Source organism: Providencia sp. NPDC089933, assembly GCF_049545585.1.
Classification (GTDB): domain Bacteria; phylum Pseudomonadota; class Gammaproteobacteria; order Enterobacterales; family Enterobacteriaceae; genus Providencia; species Providencia huashanensis.
On sequence record NZ_JBMWDT010000001.1, the window covers coordinates 230,320 to 251,786 of the forward strand.

Sequence of the window (21,467 nt, forward strand, 5' to 3'; positions counted from 1 at the left end):
AAATAACCATAGAAGCGTGAGAAATAATGTTTAGTTAAATTGGGCACAATAATCATTGTGCCCATACCGTTATATAAAGGAGTGAGGATTAAATTAACCCAGTGTTAATTAAAATTTCCCACCAACCTAAACCGATAGTCATATGAACAAGTAAGCTAATGAATGCGACAAGGCCACCAATAATCCACCAAGAGCGAATATCGTTATAACCCGCCCCGAATACGATAGGCGCAGCCGCACCACCATAGTGAGTTACACTACCACCGTAGGCATTAGAGAAAAGTAAGCCTAGAGCCAGTAGCATTGGAGGTGCACCAGCTACCATACCGACTGTCGCGAATACTGGAACCATCGCGGCGACATATGCACCACCAGAGGCAAATAAGTAACGTATCGCGACACTGATAAACATGATGACGAAGAAGGCAAGCATGGCTTGGTCGCCGAAAGAAAGGTATTGGCTCATGGTATCAGCTAGCCATTTAAAGAAACCCGCTTTAGTCAGTACGCCAGACATACTGATGATCCCACCGTACCAAATCAGCGTGTTCCAGCCGCCTTTGTTTTTTAAGACATCATCCCAAGTAACAACACCAAGGATCAGGGTTAATGCCATGACGGCAATAGCAACACTGGATGCGCTTACGCCGATTAAGTCGGAAAAAATCCAGCCACAAAGCGCAATAATAAATACAATGCTGAGTAATTTTTCACGCATAGTCATCGGGCCTAATTCTTCAAGGCCTTTTGCCGCGATCTCTTTGTTATTTACTTTTTTTAATTCTGGTGGGTAAAGCTTATAAATCATTAAGGGAGTTAAAATCAGCATGATTAAGCCGGGAACTGAAGCGGCGAGTGCCCATCCACCCCAACTTAAATGGATCCCCATGATGTCGGTCATCATCGCTAATGCTAAAGCATTCGGTGCCATGGCAGTTAAAAACATATAGCTGGTGGTTTTAGTCACCATATATACGTTAACCAGTAAATAGTGACCTGCTTTACGAGGGCTTTTTTCTGGATCTGACCCTAAAGCAACCGCGACACTATTGATGATAGGAAAAACAATTCCCCCAGCTCGTGCAGTATTCGATGGGGTAGCAGGAGCAATAATTAAATCCAGAATAGCAGTGACATATCCTAACCCAAGCGTTGTTCCGCCTAGCTTACCTATTAATATATACGAGAGACGTTTCCCGAGACCGGTAATTACAAATGCGGCACTCAGTGTAAATGCAGCAAATACTAACCATGTGGTCCCAGACGCATAACCGCTGAGCACTTCACTTGCTTTGACATCTTTAGTACCTGTAATACCAATAATGACAGCACTTGCTGCAATAGTGGCTAATAAGATAACGGGTTCTGAATAGGGTTTTAATACTAACCCTACAATGGCGGCAAGATAAAGACCAAATAATAACCAAGCAATATGTGGGAGCCCAGTTGGTGTTGGTATTAAAGCAATGATAATTGGAATCGCTATTAATATAAATAGCTTCCATATTTTTTCTTTTTGCATAAGCCAATTTCCTTGATTAAATCAATATTAAATTTATTTAATATTAAATTGAATGAACTTTAATATTAGGAATTTGTTAAAATAACAATTTTTAATATGGCTGCATCTTGAATGAAAATAATAAATTGGTTTTATTAGTAATTCATTCTAAAGCGGATGTTTTTTATTAATAAATATTTAATTGGTTTTTATTTACTTAATTAATTTAATTTTTCTTATTTCTTCCTATATTAATAATGTTGAATTTTTGTAATGTTAAACCGTGATGTTGATTTGCTAATCGGGAAAAAAACCAAGTCAATATTAATAAGTCTGCGCTGCCGCCGGGGCTGACATTCTGTTGAATACATTCATTATCGAAATTTTTTACAAAAATTAAATCATTGTGGGTATTAATCCCTTGATGTAATAATTGTATAGCGCGTTGTTTTACCCACTCTAACCCTTGAATACCTCCACGATTAACAATATTAGTGTCATCATTCAGGCTCATTAATAAAATTAAGGTATCAAGTAGGGCAATATCGTCTGCTTTATCTTTTGCGAGTTGTTGTAAATAGTAAGGGAGTGCATGTTGAGTGACTAACGCGTAACCATTTTGCGCTTCACCTCGAGCACCTGTTAGCCCGTATTGCTGATATAGGCGGTGCCCTGCCGTTGGGGTATCAGTTGGTTTTTTTAATTCATCGGTAATTCCAACACACATTCCTGCCACTAACTGACTAATATATTGAGGCAGCACGGGTTGCTGTAAGGCAATTAAACGGCCGATTGCAGTTAATACCAACCCTAGGGAAAAAATACTGCCTTTATGCGTATTTACACCTTGAGTTGCACGGAACATGGCCGTTTCACAATTAATACCAATACTACGGATATTGATTAAAACGTTTTCTATCGGTAAATCTTTATGCTGAGCCCCTGCGAGTAGAAAATAAGGGAAATATTTTGCAATTGCATTGGCACTTAAGTGAAAATCGGTCAGTGCCATATCTTTATGGGCACCTGTGTTATGTTTATCGACTAACCCCGGTTTAGGGGTTAAATTCACTTCAGCGAGCAAAGCTTGCCAAGCTAATTGGCTGTAATGCTGAACTTGTTCTTCAGTGATAGAGTTTAACTGTTTAGCGTGTTGCATTAGCTAACTCCTCAATACGGTTAAGGATCTCACCAAGTGGGTGTGTTCGATGTCGAGCACACACCTTAGCTTCATTCTCACAAACCAAACAACGCCTTGAAGAGAGGTTTAATTGTGAGCGAGAATACTGCTGTCCGTTCGCATCAAAAACGTCAAAATCCCATAGCCGTCCCACTGGCGATAACTCTTCAATTTCAATTAACGCTTTTTTAATTTCAATTGCATCGACATCAACAGCAGCCAAACATTCCGGTCCTGTTTTTAATGCCCATGATTGTTGTGATAAAAACACCCACTGCCTGCGTGAAGCAATTTGTTTAAGCGCATTTAGTCCTTGATTAAAAACATGTCTAACAAGGGAGTTATCTTTAACCGCTCCCGGGAAAACGACAGTAAATGAAATCAAGGTTACCTGATGGAGACCAATCCATTGTTGCTGACGAGCCTGACGGGCATCACGGCTATCTAGCAGTTCAGGTAAGGAAATTTCAAATTGCTCTTGAGTATCAGGCAGTGGGTAAAACATAGTTACTCCTTCACTTGATGAACAATATCAATGACCGAACCATCGCGGTAGCGAACAACGGCCACGACCTTATCGGTAAATTCAATTGGATTAGGAGTACCAGTTAAGAGTTGTGCTCGTTCTCTTAACCAGTCCATTGAAACAGTTTTAATCCCTTGGCTTTCAAGTTGTTGTTTTAATTCAGGACGAGCTGGGTTTACTGTAATACCATGGTCCGTCACGAGAATATCAACGCTTGAGCCTGGAGTAACACAAGTTAATACTTCATCAACTAAGGTTGGGATGCGCCCGCGAACTAATGGTGCCACAATGATGGAGAGTTTTGAGGCCACCGCTGTATCACTATGACCACCTGAAGCTCCACGAATGACACCGTCAGAGCCGGTTAATACATTGACATTAAAGCGAGTATCGATTTCTAGCGCACTGAGTACCACCACATCAAGCATATCAACGGAGGCCCCTTTAGAATCAAAGCAAGCATATTGATTCGCACTGATTTCAATATGATTAGGGTTGCGGCCTAATGATTCTGCGGCGGCTTTATCAAAACTTTGTACATCTAATAATTTGCGAATTAAGCCTTTCTCATGTAAATCAACAATGGTTGACGTGATCCCGCCCAATGCAAAGCCTGCGGTAATATTGTGACGTCTCATTTTATCTTCAAGAAAACGAGTTACTGCCAGAGATGCACCGCCAGTCCCTGTTTGCAATGAAAAACCATCTTTAAAATAACCGGATTTTTCGATCACATCCGCGGCGGTACGGGCAATGAGAAGTTCCCGAGGGTTAGATGTCATACGGGTCGCATCGGCGCCAATTTTATCTGCGTCGCCTACGCGTTTTACTTTCACAATGTAGTCAACTTCATCTTGTTTAATACTGGATGGGTTATGTGGGTAATCCAATAATTCTTCTGTCAGCATGACCACTTTTTTAGCTGTTTCTGCGTCAATTTTGGCATAACCTAAAGAACCACAGCTTGCAGTTCCTGTATAGCCATTGGCATTACCGTACTCATCACAAGAAGGAACACCAATAAAGGCTACATCGATTGATAGCTCACCGCTATGTATTAAGTTTGCTCGTCCGCCATGTGAATGGATTTGTACTGGCTCATCCAATTCTCCACATGAAATAGCCTCAGCTAATGGCCCCCGAATACCTGAGGTATAAATTTTACGAATAACGCCGTGGCGAATATGTTCAACTAAGGGGGAGTGACATGCACTTAATGAACTAGAAGCAAGGGTAAGGTTACGAAAACCCATTTCGGCAATCACTTGCATCACCATATTAACGGTAAGGTCGCCACCACGAAATGCGTGATGGAATGAAATCGTCATACCGTCTTTGAGGCCAGAACGACGGATAGCAACTTGTAAATCATCGCACAGTTTGCGATTTCTCGGTTTTTGTACCTGCTGTTGTATTTTGCCAATATCTTGGAATTCTTGTTGAGTTTCATCCATATTTGGTTGTAGGTAGGCTGATACGCGAGCCTGACGCTGAGTACTATTTGTCATTTTATTTGCCTCACTCTTCCCGAATGCCTGATAATGCTGCGCGTGATAATACAAGACGGGCTCTATCAATCACTGGGCCATCGACCATTTTTCCGTTTAAAGACACAACACCTTTACCTTCAAGGGCAGCTGAATCAGCTGCTTCAACAACACGTTGAGCATGGTCGACTTCTTTTTGAGTAGGTGCATACAGGTTATGAAGTAACTCAATTTGTCTTGGATTTATCAATGACTTGCCATCAAAGCCGAGTTGTTTAATGTGAGCGGCTTCGCGTAGAAAGCCTTCTTCATTATTAGCGTCAGAATAAACGGTATCGAAAGCTTGGATACCAGCTGAGCGTGCGGCTTGTAAAATGGCGCACCGAGCATAGAGGAGTTCAACGCCGTCAGGAGACCGCTCGGTGCGCAAATTGCGGACATAGTCCTCGGCACCTAGTGCGATGCCAATAAGTCGTTGTGATGAATGTGCAATATTAACAGCTTGGGTGATCCCCATAGGGGATTCAATGGCGGCCAGTAATCCAGTACTGCCTTCCTCACGACCACAACTTTTTTCAATACGTAGAATTTCATTTTCAATATCAATAACGTCTTGCGCAGTATCGGTTTTTGGCAAGCGAACAATATCGGCGCCACCGCGAACGACGGCCTCAAGATCGGCGACACCAAATGCGGAATCCAATGCATTGATACGAACAATAGTTTCAATATCTTGATAAAGCGGATGTTGTAATGCGTGGTAAACTAAACGTCGAGCCGTGTCTTTTTCACGCAGTGTAACGGAGTCTTCAAGGTCAAACATCAGCGCATCTGCTTTATAAATAAAGGAGTTGCTTAGCATCGCTGCGTTTGAGCCAGGAACAAAAAGCATGCTTCTGCGTGTCCGTGATTTTTGTTGTGGAGTCATTATTTTTCCTCCCAAGGTAGGTAGTCGATATCACAAGCGCGAGCGAATAATGCTTCAAGACGTGCTCTGAGTACGCATTCCAATGCACCTTTATCATCAACGATGATTTGTGCACCTTGGATTTCATGCCGCTGTATCATTTCTTGTACGATCTGCGTGATGGCATCACCGAATTGTTTTTCGACACTGCTGGTTACTTGCACTGAAACTTCTTGAGTATCTTCTAAAGGTTCTATGCGAACCATGACATCACTTGATTCAAGCGTGCCAGCTATTGCTGCGTGTTTAATCTTCATATTTCACCTATGGCTAATTCAGAACTTTCGGTGCGGTTTATTGTGGTTGTTACTTGGTTAGCGAGCATTTCTTGTAAATATTGATATGTCGCTTCAGGCACAATCGCTTTAATTGCCGCAAGATCTTTTTTAGCGAGCAGTCTTCTAACTTGCGAGGCGGAAACCGCCGTGCCATTGATGACTATTCGCGGAAATTCAATGAGTTCTATAGGTGGATAATTCATAGCGTCCGTTTCCAGCCAGAAGCGCATGTCTTGGTTATATTGATTAGTGACTTGGCAAAAAGGCTCAGAACCTACAAATCGATGGGTGATCCCAAGAGCTGGGGCGATATATTGACGAAAAATTTTAATATCGATCTCGGTATAACAGTTATTGGCAACCGTTTTATCTTTTATAAAGTAGCAAGGGAAAGTCGCTCGAGAAATAATATATTCAGAGCCTTTATGGATAGTGAGATTGTCTATCCCTTTTGTGCCCGCCTCAATCAAATTAAGCCTAACTTTATAAGGAAAGCGCGAGGTATCTTCTTTGACGACAAATAAATGTAGCCAATCGCACGCTTTTGCCGCTTGTTCTATCAAATAACGGTGTCCAAGGGTAAATGGATTGGCATTCATCACAATGGCGCCAATTTTTTTCCCATCTTTACGCTGTGCTTTTAAGCTTTCAATATAGCGTTTTAGATAACAGCAACTGTTTTCCATCAGCACCATGACATCAGGGACAGTTGCAATAGTATGAAAACCACATTGTTGAAATAGGCTTTCGTTCTGAAATTTGGTATAAATAAATAAATGTGTTGTGTTATTTTCATAAGCGAGATTAACAAGTTCTGTTGCTAACTTTAATGCAAGGCCTTCGCCACGAACATCATCGCTAATTGCAACGCATTTAATCACGTTTTTAGCTAATCCCCCGCATGCAATTAATTTTTCATTACGGGTTATAGTAATAAAAACGTCGATACTTGAATCAAGCTCTAAATCGTTTTCCTTTAAAAACTGAGTAATTTCAGCAAGTTTCCTGTTCTCATGACGTTTTACCTGATTAAACGTTATGTTTTCGAACATAATAGTATCCTGCATCTCATTTAGAGATGTTTTTAAAATGTTGCTAATGTTAAAGTTAATTAAATAATTATTTTTAGAATTTTTTAGTGCGCTTAATATAAGTAATTATTTAATTTCCCTTTTCAATATTAATATTAAAGAAGCTGTATTTAATATACTTGACCTATTTCATGTTTCTTAAATGAGTTTGTATTTGTTTAATGGTTTTAAAGTTTTTAATTATTGGATATGTTTTTTATTGCTTGGTTTTTATGTGTTTAATTATTAATATGTGTATTATACCTTTGGCTTTAACCTGAGTTATCCGTTATATTGTTATCTTTGTATTTAACAAATTTTTTACTTTTCATAGTGTAACGAGATTTAACATGAAAAAAGAATATGCATTCTCCTCACTGAAAAAAGTAAGCTCGATTTCGTTTTCAGTACGAGTATTCTTTCTTCTATTACTTGTCTCTGTCTTTTTGACGTTTGGGTTGGGTAAATATTTTACAGATACTGCGGAAAGCCGGTTGATTGCGAATATTAGGTCTCTAGCGATGAGCCAAGCGAAGCTAATCGCTTCAATTGAAGGGGTGGTGCAATCTGTAAAAAATAAAGATATCCCAAGACTGAAAATTATTGCAGATAAACTCAATCAAGATTCGAATTATGATTATGTGGTGATTGGTGATGAAAACTCGATTCGCCTATATCACCCAAACAGCCAGAAAATTGGCTACAAAATGCAATGGAACAAACCAGGTGCATTGGAGCGGGGCGAAAGTTACTTCATCAATGGTGAAGGTTCGATGGGAAATGCGGTACGAGCAAAAACGCCCATTTTTGATGAGCAGGGTAAAGTTATCGGGGTGGTTTCTATTGGTTATTTAACCAATAAAATTGACACCTCCCGCAGTGAACTATTTGTACAAACTGGCGCTACGTTTCTCGGTATATTGATTATTTTATTGTTTTTATCTTGGGCATTCTCACGCCTAATACAGAAACAAATGTTGGGCATGGAGCCAGAGGAAATCACACAATTAGTGTTAGTACAAAAAGGGATATTTGATGCCGTTTTTGAAGGGGTCATCGCTGTTAATACCCAAGGGCAGATTATCAATATCAATTCGAATGCTAGAAAAATGCTCATGTTGAGTGAGCCATTAGGGCAACTAACGGGTATGCGCGTTTCAGAAAGAATATCGCCCGCTGATTTTTTTATGACCGATATTGCGACAACTCGGCATGATGTGATTTGTGAATTTAATGGGCTAAATGTGATTGCAAATCGAGTAGCTATTCGTGATAGTGAGCAACTTGTGGGGGCTGTAATCAGCTTTCGTAGTCAAAATGATATTGAATCCTTAAATTCTCAGTTAACACAAGTGCGTCAGTATGTTGAAAATTTACGCACACTACGCCATGAACACCTTAATTGGATGTCAACATTAAGTGGTTTATTGCAGATGAAAGAGTATGACCAAGCTTTGGCTCTAATTAAAGGTGAATCAGAGTCCCAACAACAATTGATTGATACGTTACGCAGGCAATTTTTTGATAAGCAAGTTGCTGGCTTATTATTTGGTAAGTATCATCGAGCCAAAGAGCTAGGGTTACAATTAAAGTTTACGGCGGGTAGCCAACTGCGCGACTTACCTGATTCATTAAACAGTACTGAATTTTGTGCTGTCTTGGGTAATTTATTGGATAATGCTTTTGAAGCAAGTTTGAAAAGCAACCAAGGGAATAAGCAGGTCGAGTTATACCTTTCTGATGAAGGAAAGGAAATAGTTATTGAAGTTGTGGATCAAGGTTGTGGTTTCCCCGAAGAGCTTCAAAATAAATGGTTTGAACGTGGAGTGACAACCAAGACAGATGCAACAGATGGCCATGGTATTGGGCTCTATTTAGTTGCATCTTATGTTAAGCGCTGTAATGGCGCGGTGATTATTGAAGAAAATCAACCGCATGGTACAGTATTCTCAATTTTTATTCCGAAAGTGAAGATATAAAATGATTAAGATAAAAATCCTCATTGTGGAAGATGAGTTACTTCTGGCAGAAATGCATGGCGAGTATATAAAAACGTACCCTGCATGTGACAAAGTGTGGCTTGCGGGGAACCTAGCTGAAGCTAGGAAAATGATTGAATATATGAAACCCGATCTAATTTTATTAGATAACTATTTACCTGATGGTAAAGGTATTGATTTGGTTCATGAATTAATACAAGAAAGAAACAACGCAGATATTGTTTTCACAACCGCAGCAAGCGACATGGAAACGGTCTCTGAAGCAATTCGCTTAGGGGTTTTTGACTACTTAGTGAAACCTATCGCTTATGAGCGTTTAGGGCAAACATTAGATAGGTATATTCAACGTAAATCTGTTCTGCAAGCGAATAGTAAAACTAACCAAAGTAAAATTGATGATATGTTTAATACTTATGCGCGTGGTGAATCGAAAGAAGAGCTACCGACGGGGATTGACATCATTACATTAGAAAAAATATTAGCGCTATTTGCTGATTCAGAAGCAGAATATACAGCTGAAAGTATCGCTGAAACAATAAAATTGAGCCGCACAACAGCAAGACGTTATTTGGAATATTGTTTGGCAAAAAATAAAATTGAGGCTGAAATTGAATACGGGAAAGTGGGGCGACCACAGCGAGTCTACCGCAGAAAAATGTGAATGTTTGTATTAATCTGCGCATATCGATAAAAGTTCTGCATGGGGTATATATTCAATGCAGAACTTCTTGTATATAGCACCACTTTGGCTCAATGGGTAACGATAACGTCATGATATAAAAGGGAGTTAAATGGGGGGCATGTAGATTAAATTACATTATGAGAGTAAAGCGAAATGCCTATAAAAACGTTTGTTCGCCCCATCCAATTATCGCTGCACATAAATTGCATCCTCATTAAGTTATTTGCGCTGGTTTTCCAAAATTAATACTTTTTTTGCAGCTCGTTCATCACCTTTAGCGGCGGCAAGCTTATACCAACGTAGCGCTTTTTTATCATCGGCTTCAACCCCCATCCCATACTGGTAGCATGCCCCAGCTGCATATTGGGCATCAGCACTATTTTGCTGCGCCGCTTTGATAAACCAGTGACAGGCTTTAGTCTGGTCAGTTTTAATGCCATCACCGCGAGCATAGATAAGCGCAATATTAAATTGTGCGGAAACCTCACCTTGCTCGGCCGCCAAAGTTAGCCATTTTATTGCCGCTTGGGGATCTTTTTCGGTGCCTTGCCCGGTTAGGTACAGCATACCTAAACTATTTTGAGCAGGGGAAAAGCCTTGCTCCGCTGCGCGAGTAAAATATTGGAAAGCTTGTGGGTAATTGACTTTGTCATACATACCTGTTGCGGATTGATAGCCAAGCAAGTAGAGGGCTTGTGGATGGTTTTTCTCAGCAAGTTCAAGGTATATTTTTTGTGCTTTCTGCGGGTCTTTAGTTACTGCTTTACCTTCTTCATACCAGTAAGCAAGGGTTAACATAGCCGCTGGAAATTGCTGTTCGGCCGCTTTTTTTAACCATTTTTCTGCTTCTGCTGGGTTTTTCTCAAGAGCCTTATCGATACCATATAAGGTGTATTCTGCCATATTCATCTGGCCAATAGGGTCGCCGTTTTCAGCGGCTATCTTCATCCAGTGCAGCATTTGTTTTTCATCTTTTGGGATGCCAGTACCTTGTTGGTACATGAGCGCAAGGTTAATTTGCGCTTTTGTAAACCCCTGTTGGGCTGATAAGAGGTACCAATTTATTGCATTTTCAAATTGCTTATTGGATTGATAAAACATGGCCAAATTGAATTGGGCTTCGGCTTGCCCTTCATTTGCTAACCCTAATAATGTTTTTTCATCTAGAGGGGTTGGCGTAGGCTCAGCAAAAGCTAAGTGTGCAAAGAGGCTGCCGATGATAATTAAAGGAAGAAGTTTTTTTTTCACAAGGCGACCTCAATGTTGGTTTTGTCACAGTTTAGCGGGTAACTTATTTGGTTTTGTTCAGACCTGCAAGGGTTAAAGCAAATTGTACATTATGATTATCAAATCAAATGGTTAAATATTGCTAAAAAGTGAAAAAATAAAAAAAGAGAAAAAATATGAACTTTTTCTGAAATTAGCATGTCTTACTAGTATCTATATACTGTTTGCTTGCGTAAACATTCATATATTTACCCTCATCATTCATTTCTTTACACGAAGTAATGTAATAATGCACCTACGTAGTGATAGTTTGATTTAGTAAAAAGATCCTTGAGTAGAATGCATTGTGCCCAGTTTGTTACTGGGCTTTTTTTTGTCAAAATTTTACGTATTTTTCCCACTCATTAAACCCTCGAACCATTTTCTTGCACTCAATATATTCTTGGTTTTTATTTATTTGAATTATGCTTTTCGTTCATATCACTAATGTTAATAATCGGTGGTGCGATAGTTTCATGGCAGAATAATATTCTTAACATTAAGTATACAAGTGATTAAATAGTGGGCGTTGATAGTTTCGCTATTTTGTTAAAAATTGAAGTAAATCACGATAAGATTTTATCCATGCAGTAATTAATACTAGCTAATTCTTTAATTTTGGTGCATAAATAGCGTATATGGCTTAATTGATTATTGCGTTCTTGGCGGGTTATCTACCAGTCAACGTTGAATAAATAATCAAATGTGCTTTAACTCATTGAATTTATGCTTGAGATCCAGAAACAAGTTTGCACACAGTTTTGTTTGTTTTGAGATCAAGGAATGATGCTCCTCCTACCAAAAGTGAATCTTTCCGACGTTGAATTCTTGGGGTAATAACAATGCGAGAGCGCATAGAGCGTTCCGTGGTTTTTTTTGCATATCTACAGGTTGTACTAGAGGTAACTTGTGTCCACAACAAATAACAAAGAGGAAGTCAGTCTTAACGCGTTTAAGCAACCTCGCTCATTCTATCTCATCTTTTCCATCGAACTCTGGGAACGTTTTGGTTACTACGGTTTACAAGGTATTCTACCTATATATCTTAGCCAAGTTCTTGGTATGTCAGAAACTGAATCCATCACTTTATTCTCTGCATTTGCGGCATTAGTTTACGGCTTTGTTGCAATTGGTGGTTGGTTAGGTGATAAAATACTTGGTACAAAACGGGTTATTGTTCTTGGAACATTAACGTTGATTGCGGGGTATGCGTTTGTTGCCTTCTCAGGGCATGATGTCTCAATGGTGTATGTAGGTTTAGCGACTATTGCCGTTGGTAACGGCCTCTTTAAAGCGAACCCTTCATCACTGTTATCAACCTGTTATGATAAAGATGACCCGCGGTTAGATGGTGCATTTACCATGTACTATATGTCTGTGAATATTGGTTCATTCTTTTCTATGCTTGCAACACCGTGGTTAGCAAAACACTATGGTTGGGATGTTGCATTCTCACTCAGTGTTGTTGGCCTTATTATTACGCTGATTAACTTCTATATGTGTAAGAAGTGGGTTTCCCAACATGGGTCAAAACCTGACTTTGCTCCGGTCATTATTTCACGGTTAGTTGCAACAGTCGCGGGTGTTATTGCCTTGATTGCAATTTCGACTTGGTTATTGCATAACCTAGGGGTAGCGCGTACAGCATTAGCGGTTATTTCTTTAGGTATTTTGGTTATCTTTATTAAAGAAACGCTAGCTCTTCAGGGGATTGCACGTCGGCGCATGGTGGTGGCTCTGATCTTGATGCTCGAAGCAATTGTCTTTTTTGTTTTGTATAGCCAAATGCCAACCTCACTCAACTTCTTTGCATTACATAACGTAGAGCATGAAGTGTTTGGTTTTTCTATCGAACCTGCACAGTATCAAGCACTAAACCCATTATGGATTATGATTGGTAGCCCAATATTAGCCGCAATTTATAATAAAATGGGTGATAACTTACCCATGCCGCATAAATTCGCGATTGGTATGGTGTTATGCTCTGCGGCATTCTTAGTACTACCGCTTGGCGCCAAATTTGCAAACGAAGCGGGGATTGTTTCTGTTGAATGGTTGATTATCTGTTATGGTTTTCAAAGCATTGGTGAACTGATGATCTCTGGTCTTGGGCTGGCAATGGTAGCTCAGTTAGTTCCACAGCGTTTGATGGGCTTTATTATGGGCGCGTGGTTCTTAACTAACTCAGCGGCTGCATTTATTGCGGGTTATGTCGCTTCTATGGCAGCAGCGCCAGAAGGGGAGCTGACCAGTAAGCTTGAGTCATTAGCGGTGTACAGTGATGTATTCTTGAAGATTGGTTTAGTGACAGGGGCTATTGCGATAGTCATGGTGTTAACTGCACCATTGTTAAATCGTATGACGCTGGAACGAGCAGAATAATGATTCAAAAAAGGGCCGAAAGGCCCTTTTTTAATATCATGGAAAGGCTAATTAAATAAGCGGTTATTAATGATTTTTAATGAGCGGTCACGGCCGTTAACTAAAAGGGTATTTGAAAAACGGCTATAAGCATCTGTTGAAATTCCGCCCATTAACACTGTTGGCGTAATTGCCGTTGCGGCAAAAATTACATCATCTGTATTTACCATTTGCTCTAATGATAAAATTTCCCCAATCTCAATGCCCATTTGCTGGCATCGAATGGCTTCTTGAGCGGCGAGTAGTTTATTTTCTTCGCTATCCCCCTTTGCTTTGTCACGAGGGACCAATCTTGCTTGCATATCACCGCCTAATGCACGAGCGATGGCCGCACTAATAATGCCTTCAGGTGCGCCACCAGTGCCATACATCATATCAATTGAATGCTCGGGTAGTATTGCCAGCAATGATGCCAATACATCACCATCAGGAATGGTAATCACGTTAGCACCAAAATTACGAATGGTTTTGATGATATGCTGATGGCGTGGTTTATCTAATACTGCGATTGATAAGTTTGAAATGGGTTTATTCAATGCAGCGGAAAGGAATTCTAAATTTTTTTCGAGGGGATTAGCGAGATGAACAGCCCCTTTTGCAGCGGCACCAACGACGAGTTTTTCCATGTACATGTCTGGTGCTTGGAGTAATGAACCTGTTGGAGCAGCAGCCAGTACGGCTATGGCATTGTGTTCATTACACGCAACCATACGAGTGCCATCAATGGGGTCAACCGCAATATCGAGCCCTTGGGTGCCTGATTTTTTACCTACTTGCTCGCCGATATAAAGCATCGGAGCATCATCAATTTCACCTTCACCAATCACAATTTTACCATGAAAATCAATTTCATTAAGACGATTTCTCATGGCTTCTACAGCGGCTTTATCGGCTGCATTTTTATCTTGTTTACCAACCCAATCGAAGGCAGCAACAGCGGCAACTTCGGTGACGGAAGCAATAGCAACAGCTAACTCATCACTAATTTTCATTTTTATAAATATCCCAGGTGCATAAAAGAAAAGTACTTAGGGATATGATACGTTTTTTGTGATCTATCTGGCAAATAATTGGTGATTAAATCAACGGGGAAAAGTTGAGGGGCGGCGGGTGAATATAAACCCGCCGCTCAATTTAAAGCATTTCAACAATAGCGATTCCACCGATAATGGAGATTAAAGCGGCAAGTGTACTTAATAACACGGTGCCTGCGGAGGTTTCAGTATAAGCTTGATTACTGATTGCTAAGGCGGGAACCGCAGTGGCGGTGGGTAATACGCCAATGATAAAGGCGGCTTTTAGGAGGTCATCTTGTAAACCTACTGCAAGACCTGTTGCCAAAATCAACGCGGCTTGAACAAAATTTTTAATAAAAACGTTAAATATAATTTCTTTGCTAATAGTTAACTTAATACCGGATAGCAATAAACCAAGGAAAAATAAAGCAACACCTCCTGCCGTTTTACCAAGTTCATTGACTGAATTCTGTAAGATTTCAGGTAACTTAACACCAAAAATAGCGAGCAAGGCGCCTAAAATAGGAAGGAATACTAAAGGTTGGGCAATAGCTTTACCGATTGATTTAATCACGCTATGCCCTTGTTGCGAGCCACTGATCATCAGCAAAGTAAATGGAATAATAATCACCGTATAAATAAGGTTTCCTAGCACCATAGCAATTAAACCTGATGAACCGACAGTAGCTAGTAAGACTGGTGGTCCACAATAAGCCATATCCGGAAAAGAAACAGATAGCGCTTGCATTGCTGCATCTTTTTTATTGTGCCGGAAGATAAACTTACCGAAAATGAAACCAATAACGTATGTAGCGATTAAACCGACGGCCAATGCTAACAAATAATCAATATTTAAGAGTACTGAGGGTGGTGCTTGTGCGGCGGCTAAAAATAATGCAAATGGTAAGGCTATTTTGACAACAAAGTCAGCGAATGCTTGTGAATATTCTCTTTTAATAAAACCGTATTTACCTGATAACCAACCAACAGCTAACCCTAAAACGATAGGACCAAGGGCGGCTAGAATAATGTGGAGTAGCATTATATGTTCCTTAAACTATTCGTCAGATTTTGATGTGTCAATAATTAGTTATGAGCCTGTTCATACTAAAGCGGTATCGAATATCTCTCATATTACTGTGGTTTAAATAAACTCATTTCACGTTGGAAGTGGTAGATATTTAACCTCTATCAATAGATAAACTTATAATTGATGGAAATCATAATTGATAAAATAATAAATAACTACCATCGTTTAAAGATGGTGTTTTTCTGTATGAATATTTGAAGCATGGAAGCATGATATAAATATCATAATTAGACTAATTTTGTTATTCAGAGCAACTCTAATTATAATTAGAGGAACTAAAAATAAATAGGTAAGTGTTAATTTAATATGTCAAATCATCATTAAATGATGATTAAGGATTTTCTTAGTTACTAAAACTTTCAATGGGGGTATTAGTAACTGAGATTGAAAGGGTAGGAAGCGTATTTTTTCAACTAAATACGTAGTATAAGGGTTATTTTGTAACAGTTTATTACATTGAGTTGGCAAGATAATCAATGCTATCTACACTAGCGGTGATCACAAAACCCTATTCTAGCTGTATTTTAGATTGTGAAATTTATTTTGAGGAAACCTATTTGTGGATACTTGGATACTAGTAGGAGTCGTATTAGTATGTTTGCTTGTGTTAGCACCAATATTGGCTATCATAGCAATCAGCCGAACGGGCCGTATGCAGTACCAAATTTCTGAATTAAACCAGAAAGTTTTCTCTCTAGAAACTCGTTTAGGCCAATATCAGCAATCGAATGTTACGCCTTCGAAAAATGTTGCCAGTTCGTCTGATGACCAACAAGGCATTTTTGGGGTAACAGATGAGCTAGAACAGGCAGTTACAAACGTACCAATCCAATCTAGTCCAGTAAGTGAGCCTGAACCATCATTTAAACCCTTATCCGGCGATACTGCATATCAGCAATCTGAAAAAGCAGCTGATTCTACAAACCAAACCATTCCAGTGCCGGCATATACGCAATCAGCAATTGTAGGCTCTCAAGCACGTAGCGGGGTGGACCCAAATCGGTTTAATAAAGCGACTAAACCAAATCGTTTTAATGATCAGGAAGTAGATACATCTACTCAGGGTCAATTTAATCAAAAAACGACGGGAAATAATGAGTCTATATTTGGGCATTTCTTTAGTTGGTTACTAAAAGGGAACCCAGTTGCCAAAATAGGGATACTATTATTATTCCTAGGGGTCGCGTATTTATTAAATTACAGTGTGCAAAATGAGATTATTTCCCCCCAAATACGCTTAATTTTTAGCGCGGTAGGTTGTTTAGTTTTACTAGGAATTGGCTGGCGATTACGTAATAAGAAACCATTATTTGGGCTTATCCTTCAAGGTGGAGGGGTAGGCTGTTTATATATCACCATTTTTGCTGCCTTTAAGTTATATACCATGTTGCCTTATAGCATGGCATTTGTGTTTATGTTGTTGATTTGTGCAGCGAGTATTGCCTTAGCATTATTACAACGTACGATTAGCTTGGCTATTCTTGCTTCTCTTGGTGGTTATTTGGCTCCTGTTTTACTTTCGACGGGAGGGGGTAGCCATGTAATTTTGTTTTCTTATTACCTAATGTTGTCGATTGGGATTTTAATTATTAGTGTATGGCAAGCTTGGCGCCCTCTGAATTTAGTTGGTATGGTGATGACCTATGGTGTCGCTATTTTATGGGGTTTGAGCAATTACCAATCTGATTATTACATCTCCTGTCAATTATTTATCATTGCTAATTTAGTAGTATTTAATGCGTTAACACAATTATTTTCACTCCGCTTTGAGCACGATAAGCAATTAATTGTTGATAATACATTGTTGTTTGTACCGCCATTAATCAGTATTGCCCTTCAATTCTTTATTGCGGATGATGTAGGTTTATTGCCTGCATTTATTTCTCTGTTAATTGGTTTATTGTACTTGGTTGCTGGGTTGCAGGTACATAAGCGCTATAAAGAGGTCGGTAAGAATATGGCTTTAGCAAATATTCTTATTGGTGCAGGTTTTGTAACACTGGCTATCCCATTGGCATTGACACTTGAATGGACATCAATTGTTTGGTCATTAGAAGGGTTATTACTACTCTGGCTTGGTTTACAACAGGGGCAGAAAAAAATGGCTACGGTTGGTTCATTATTAATTGTAATCAGTGCGATTACGTTACTAATGGACTACCCTTATGTATATTGGAGCCGAAGCAGTACTTATATGGTGCCATTATTATTGGTAGCTTGTTTTGGTGCTGGTGGGTTATTTCATATTCGCCGCAAAGAAAACAGTAACTTTGCCCTATTTAGTTATGGTTTTTTATTTTTAGGTTTGCTTACATGGCTCTGCTGGTTACCACTATTTACTGATATTTTATCGTGGAGTCGGGAGTCTGAAGGCTTTATAATATTAGTGTTAGTGGTGATCTCCGTCTGGTTATGGCGTCTATATGCTATTCGAATTAACTGGATACCTTTGTTATTTTGCCAATCAATTTTATGGGTTGCTGGTTACTATTACCTTGGTTTAGATTTCTTATATGATAAAAACCCAATGGGGCGCGGGGAAAACTCATTAATATGGGCGGTGATACTCGGTAGCTCAATTTTGTTTGTTATTCATGCGTATAAACTTCGTAATCAATGGATGCAATGGACCCTCCATGGCGCTAACTTGTGGTTAATCCTTGTATTTATTTTGACCCAAGTAAATTGGTTTGTCTCTATTTTACCTTGGGGTATGCATGAGATGGGCTATTTTATTTATGTGATGGCGATAACCTTAACTATCTTAGCCCTGTATTGGTTACAGCAAAATAAAATGCCACCAATGAAACGTAATGGGTTAATGTATTGGTATTGGATGCTTCCTGTTGCTATCGGGTTAATTATATTATCTGCTTACGCTAATTTAGAAGATGGCAAATTAACATTCTGGAATTATATTCCATTAATTAATCCATTAGATGAGGCGGGCTTATTCAGTATTGCTGCCCTTATTCTGATGCAAAAAGGTTTTGTGCAAAAAATACGTAAGGCTACAGAGGTAGATTATTGGATAATCCGAGGTTTATTGGTCTCAATTATTCTATTATCAGCATTTTGGTTTAACGGTATTTTAATTCGCGCAGTAGCTGATTTTGCTGGGCTAAGTTGGAATTATGCGGTGCTTTATGATTCTCGTTTGATTCAAACTGTTTTATCCATTAGCTGGGCGCTTGCTGCATTGCTTTGCATTGTTATTGCAGCGATGAAAAAAAGTCGTATCTGGTGGTTTATGGGGGCCAGTATTTTCGCATGTGTTATCGCTAAATTATTCTTAGTGGATATTCATGGACAAGGGGGGATATCTCGCGCTATCTCCTTTATCGGTGTTGCATTATTGATATTAATTGTTGGGTATTTTTCACCATTACCGCCAAAGGATATAAAAGAGAAAGTCGAACAGGAGACGCAATCATGAGACAAATAAAAAGTAAAAGGCTAGGAGGGCTATTTGCTGTCTTCTTGTTGTCATCATTGTTTTCTAGCTACCTTAATGCTGGAACACCGAAAGAAAATACGCCTTATAGTTTTTACCAAGGGATGGAAATTGATATTCCAGATACATCAGAGCCATTTTATTGGTTAGAAGTTCCTACAAGTGCTTATATAAATTCAGCATATCCAAATACATTGCAAGATGTTCGGGTATTTAATGGTACGGGGGATGAAATACCTTCTGTACTTTTTTATGATGCTGAAAAGTCTATTTCTAGCAATAAAGTCTCATTTGCTCCTCAGCGCTTAGTGACTCAACTGGATAATGTAAATTCTCGTGAGGACATCCGTAGAGAAAAGCAGCATCTGCTAGTTGAGACGGTACCAGGTAAAGTCGATCGTATTGAATTACCAAATATACAACTAAAAGATAATGCTGCTTATCATGCTTATTTATTAACACGAGATCAAAGCCAAGCCCAAAATACGCCAGTTCAAAAATTAACATTGGAGTGGGCAAAAACGGAGGAAGAGTGGCAAGGAAAAGTCTTTGTTTTTGCAAGTGATGATAAAGAAAAATGGTTAAATATCGCAACTAATCAACCTATCATGAATTTGAAATTAAATTCAGAAACAATTGCGAGTAATAATATTGAGCTGTTAAATGGCAATTCTAAAGCGCTAAGCGCGCCATATCTAATGGCCGTTATTGTCAGTGCGCCAGATGTAACGCTACCTGAGTTAGTGAAGGTCAAGGCGCTATCTAACACACTGAACTCAACTCGCCGACAAGAAATATTCAATTTTGAAATGACAAATGATGGGGTTTCAAAAGACCATATTATATATCAATTACCCACGACCCAACCATTAGGTGAATTGCAAATTCATTTACAGCAATCAAATCGAGTTATTCCATTAAAGGTTGAATATTCATCAGATAAAGGGGATGTTTGGAAACCATTAGCTAATCTTGTTGCTTATAACCAAACAATAGATGGGGAACTAGTCAGTAACCCAAGCATCAATCTTTATGGGGAAATGGTTAATAAAGTTAGAGTATCTGCACTTAAAGGTAGTTGGGAAGATCAGCCGCCGCGGCTTATCGGTAAGCGTGATGGGTATAATCTTATCGTTAATTTACAAGGCGCTGCACCTTACTTGCTAGTGTGGGGGAATAAGCAAGCAGAGCTTGATAAATTAACATATAACCAACTAGTTGGGCAGGCTTATAGTGTTGACGAGTTAATGTCGCATTATCCCCAGTTATATCCTAATAATGAAGTGATTGAGCTCGGTGGTGCTGAAAGGTTAACCGTAGCCAAACAAGTCGATGATACCTCTAATTGGATAACAGTTTCGTTATGGGTCTTATTATTTTTAGGGATACTCGCGTTATTGTACTTCTGCTGGTACCTTTTAAAAGAAGTGAATTCGACAAATAAAACCAATAATGATGAACTCTAAATAGTTTTTTGTTCACTAACTTAAAGGGGGAGCTTTTGCTCCCTTTTTGCTAATAAAATTTAAATAAAATAAACCTGACATCCCTTTACCTTATCATGAGAACAATTACTTAAAATCTGTATTCGTTGACAAGCATTTGCGCTAAAACTGTGGTTAAAGGGAGGATGCATTATGAAAAAATCATTACTAACACGTTTATTTGTTGCAATCATTTTTTTTACGGGGACTTCAATATTCGCTCAGGCAGCAGATAACACAGTATTAACGGAGTTAGCATTACATAAGACAACGGCTTATGAATACAGTGTGTTAAATATCACTCAAAACGAAGCTGATATTGAGTCAGAACGTGAAACTAAAGAGTTAGATAGTGCCCAGTTGCGTAGCATCACGAATGATAAACGATTTACTGGACGGCAGTTTGAAATATAAGTTAAATAAGTATCTATGATGTTTTTAAAGATAACTAATCACTAAAATCCGTATTGATAACGAAAAAAACAATCTCAATCAGTATGAGGATAAAACATGTATAAGGGTTTATGTTTATGCGGTGCTGTAACAATCAGCGTGTCTAAGTCTGTTGATCAAATTAGTGTTTGTCATTGTGGTATGTGTCAAAAATGGAACGGGGGCCCGGGTTTCAGCATTGATGGGGGAAGTAATTTAACTATCGAAGGAAAGGAGGCAATAACGGTATTCGCTTCATCGTCTTGGGGAGAAAGAGCATTTTGTAAACATTGCGGTACCCATCTTTTTTATCACTTAATTTCCCCATCCACTTATTATGTGTCCGCAGCTTTATTCGAAGAAAGTAAAAATGCGCAAATGAGTATGCAGATTTATATTGAAAGTAAGCCAAAGTATTATAATTTCGTTGAAAAAACCCCTATGCTTACAGAGCAAGACATCATAAAACTAATGGGAGGGGTATCGGATTAAGTTGCACAGCTTATGGATTAAACTATATGCTATAAACAACAGGGCAAAAAGCCTCATTTCGTATTTTGTTTTCTATTTCTTTTGTTAAATTTAATTTGTATGTTATGCGTGTGCATTAAAT

Annotated in this window: 17 protein-coding genes; 7 read left to right on the plus strand and 10 right to left on the minus strand. The window is 39.0% G+C overall.

What is annotated here, in order from left to right; all coding sequences use genetic code 11:
- Nucleotides 1-88: 88 nt before the first annotated feature.
- The 7 genes from ACPEH5_RS01170 to citC form a co-directional block, all read right to left on the minus strand.
- On the minus strand, nucleotides 89-1,522 hold the full coding sequence (locus ACPEH5_RS01170) for an anion permease (RefSeq protein WP_048606916.1): 1,434 nt from the start codon (nucleotides 1,520-1,522) through the stop codon (nucleotides 89-91).
- A 205-nt stretch (nucleotides 1,523-1,727) separates the two neighbouring features.
- Nucleotides 1,728-2,660, minus strand: coding sequence for a triphosphoribosyl-dephospho-CoA synthase CitG (citG, locus tag ACPEH5_RS01175; RefSeq protein WP_131679932.1), 933 nt, complete (start codon nucleotides 2,658-2,660; stop codon nucleotides 1,728-1,730).
- Nucleotides 2,647-3,186 (minus strand): citrate lyase holo-[acyl-carrier protein] synthase, encoded by a 540-nt coding sequence (gene citX, locus ACPEH5_RS01180; RefSeq protein ID WP_042844183.1) that lies wholly within the window; start codon nucleotides 3,184-3,186, stop codon nucleotides 2,647-2,649. Before citX ends, citG begins: the two co-directional genes overlap by 14 nt.
- Nucleotides 3,187-3,188: 2 nt before the next feature.
- Nucleotides 3,189-4,661 (minus strand): citrate lyase subunit alpha, encoded by a 1,473-nt coding sequence (gene citF / locus ACPEH5_RS01185; RefSeq protein WP_423727017.1) that lies wholly within the window; start codon nucleotides 4,659-4,661, stop codon nucleotides 3,189-3,191.
- A 64-nt stretch (nucleotides 4,662-4,725) separates the two neighbouring features.
- Nucleotides 4,726-5,622, minus strand: a complete 897-nt coding sequence (gene citE / locus ACPEH5_RS01190) for a citrate (pro-3S)-lyase subunit beta (RefSeq protein WP_281111182.1) — start codon at nucleotides 5,620-5,622, stop codon at nucleotides 4,726-4,728.
- Nucleotides 5,622-5,918: a citrate lyase acyl carrier protein gene (citD, locus tag ACPEH5_RS01195; RefSeq protein WP_042844180.1), complete on the minus strand. Its 297-nt coding sequence runs from the start codon at nucleotides 5,916-5,918 to the stop codon at nucleotides 5,622-5,624. Before citD ends, citE begins: the two co-directional genes overlap by 1 nt.
- Nucleotides 5,915-6,991, minus strand: coding sequence for a [citrate (pro-3S)-lyase] ligase (gene citC / locus ACPEH5_RS01200; protein ID WP_226693668.1), 1,077 nt, complete (start codon nucleotides 6,989-6,991; stop codon nucleotides 5,915-5,917). Before citC ends, citD begins: the two co-directional genes overlap by 4 nt.
- 368 nt (nucleotides 6,992-7,359) lie before the next feature.
- Between citC and dpiB the strand changes: the two genes are divergently transcribed.
- A complete protein-coding gene (gene dpiB / locus ACPEH5_RS01205) occupies nucleotides 7,360-8,988 on the plus strand; it encodes a sensor histidine kinase DpiB (protein WP_048606926.1) in 1,629 nt (542 codons plus the stop codon).
- 1 nt (nucleotide 8,989) lies between these two features.
- On the plus strand, nucleotides 8,990-9,670 hold the full coding sequence (dpiA, locus tag ACPEH5_RS01210; RefSeq protein WP_042844177.1) for a two-component response regulator DpiA: 681 nt from the start codon (nucleotides 8,990-8,992) through the stop codon (nucleotides 9,668-9,670).
- A gap of 240 nt (nucleotides 9,671-9,910) precedes the next feature.
- On the opposite strand, the gene ACPEH5_RS01215 is transcribed toward dpiA, so the two are convergent.
- Nucleotides 9,911-10,939 carry an SEL1-like repeat protein gene (locus ACPEH5_RS01215; RefSeq protein ID WP_042844176.1) on the minus strand — a complete coding sequence of 343 codons (1,029 nt, stop codon included), beginning with the start codon at nucleotides 10,937-10,939 and terminating at the stop codon, nucleotides 9,911-9,913.
- A 927-nt stretch (nucleotides 10,940-11,866) separates the two neighbouring features.
- Between ACPEH5_RS01215 and dtpA the strand changes: the two genes are divergently transcribed.
- Entirely contained in the window at nucleotides 11,867-13,339 is a 1,473-nt protein-coding gene (dtpA, locus tag ACPEH5_RS01220; protein ID WP_042844175.1) for a dipeptide/tripeptide permease DtpA, read from the plus strand.
- A gap of 47 nt (nucleotides 13,340-13,386) precedes the next feature.
- Here dtpA and glpX read toward each other — a convergent pair whose 3' ends face one another.
- Both glpX and ACPEH5_RS01230 read right to left on the minus strand, forming a co-directional pair.
- Complete coding sequence (gene glpX, locus ACPEH5_RS01225) at nucleotides 13,387-14,364, minus strand: class II fructose-bisphosphatase (RefSeq protein ID WP_370661219.1); 978 nt, start codon at nucleotides 14,362-14,364, stop codon at nucleotides 13,387-13,389.
- A 148-nt stretch (nucleotides 14,365-14,512) separates the two neighbouring features.
- On the minus strand, nucleotides 14,513-15,436 hold the full coding sequence (locus ACPEH5_RS01230) for an AEC family transporter (RefSeq protein ID WP_048606927.1): 924 nt from the start codon (nucleotides 15,434-15,436) through the stop codon (nucleotides 14,513-14,515).
- Nucleotides 15,437-16,043: 607 nt separating this feature from the next.
- On the opposite strand from ACPEH5_RS01230, the gene ACPEH5_RS01235 reads away from it, so the two are divergent.
- The 4 genes from ACPEH5_RS01235 to ACPEH5_RS01250 all read left to right on the plus strand — a co-directional run bounded on the left by ACPEH5_RS01235 (nucleotide 16,044) and on the right by ACPEH5_RS01250 (nucleotide 21,346).
- The gene (locus ACPEH5_RS01235) at nucleotides 16,044-18,920 is read left to right on the plus strand and encodes a DUF2339 domain-containing protein (protein ID WP_198861305.1); all 2,877 of its coding nucleotides are present in this window, start codon (nucleotides 16,044-16,046) and stop codon (nucleotides 18,918-18,920) included.
- The gene (locus tag ACPEH5_RS01240) at nucleotides 18,917-20,404 is read left to right on the plus strand and encodes a DUF3999 family protein (RefSeq protein WP_042844170.1); all 1,488 of its coding nucleotides are present in this window, start codon (nucleotides 18,917-18,919) and stop codon (nucleotides 20,402-20,404) included. The genes ACPEH5_RS01235 and ACPEH5_RS01240 overlap by 4 nt, the downstream gene beginning before the upstream one ends.
- A 171-nt stretch (nucleotides 20,405-20,575) precedes the next feature.
- Nucleotides 20,576-20,836 carry a hypothetical protein gene (locus ACPEH5_RS01245; RefSeq protein ID WP_042844169.1) on the plus strand — a complete coding sequence of 87 codons (261 nt, stop codon included), beginning with the start codon at nucleotides 20,576-20,578 and terminating at the stop codon, nucleotides 20,834-20,836.
- 96 nt (nucleotides 20,837-20,932) lie between these two features.
- The gene (locus tag ACPEH5_RS01250) at nucleotides 20,933-21,346 is read left to right on the plus strand and encodes a GFA family protein (RefSeq protein ID WP_042844168.1); all 414 of its coding nucleotides are present in this window, start codon (nucleotides 20,933-20,935) and stop codon (nucleotides 21,344-21,346) included.
- The last annotated feature ends 121 nt before the right edge of the window (nucleotides 21,347-21,467 follow it).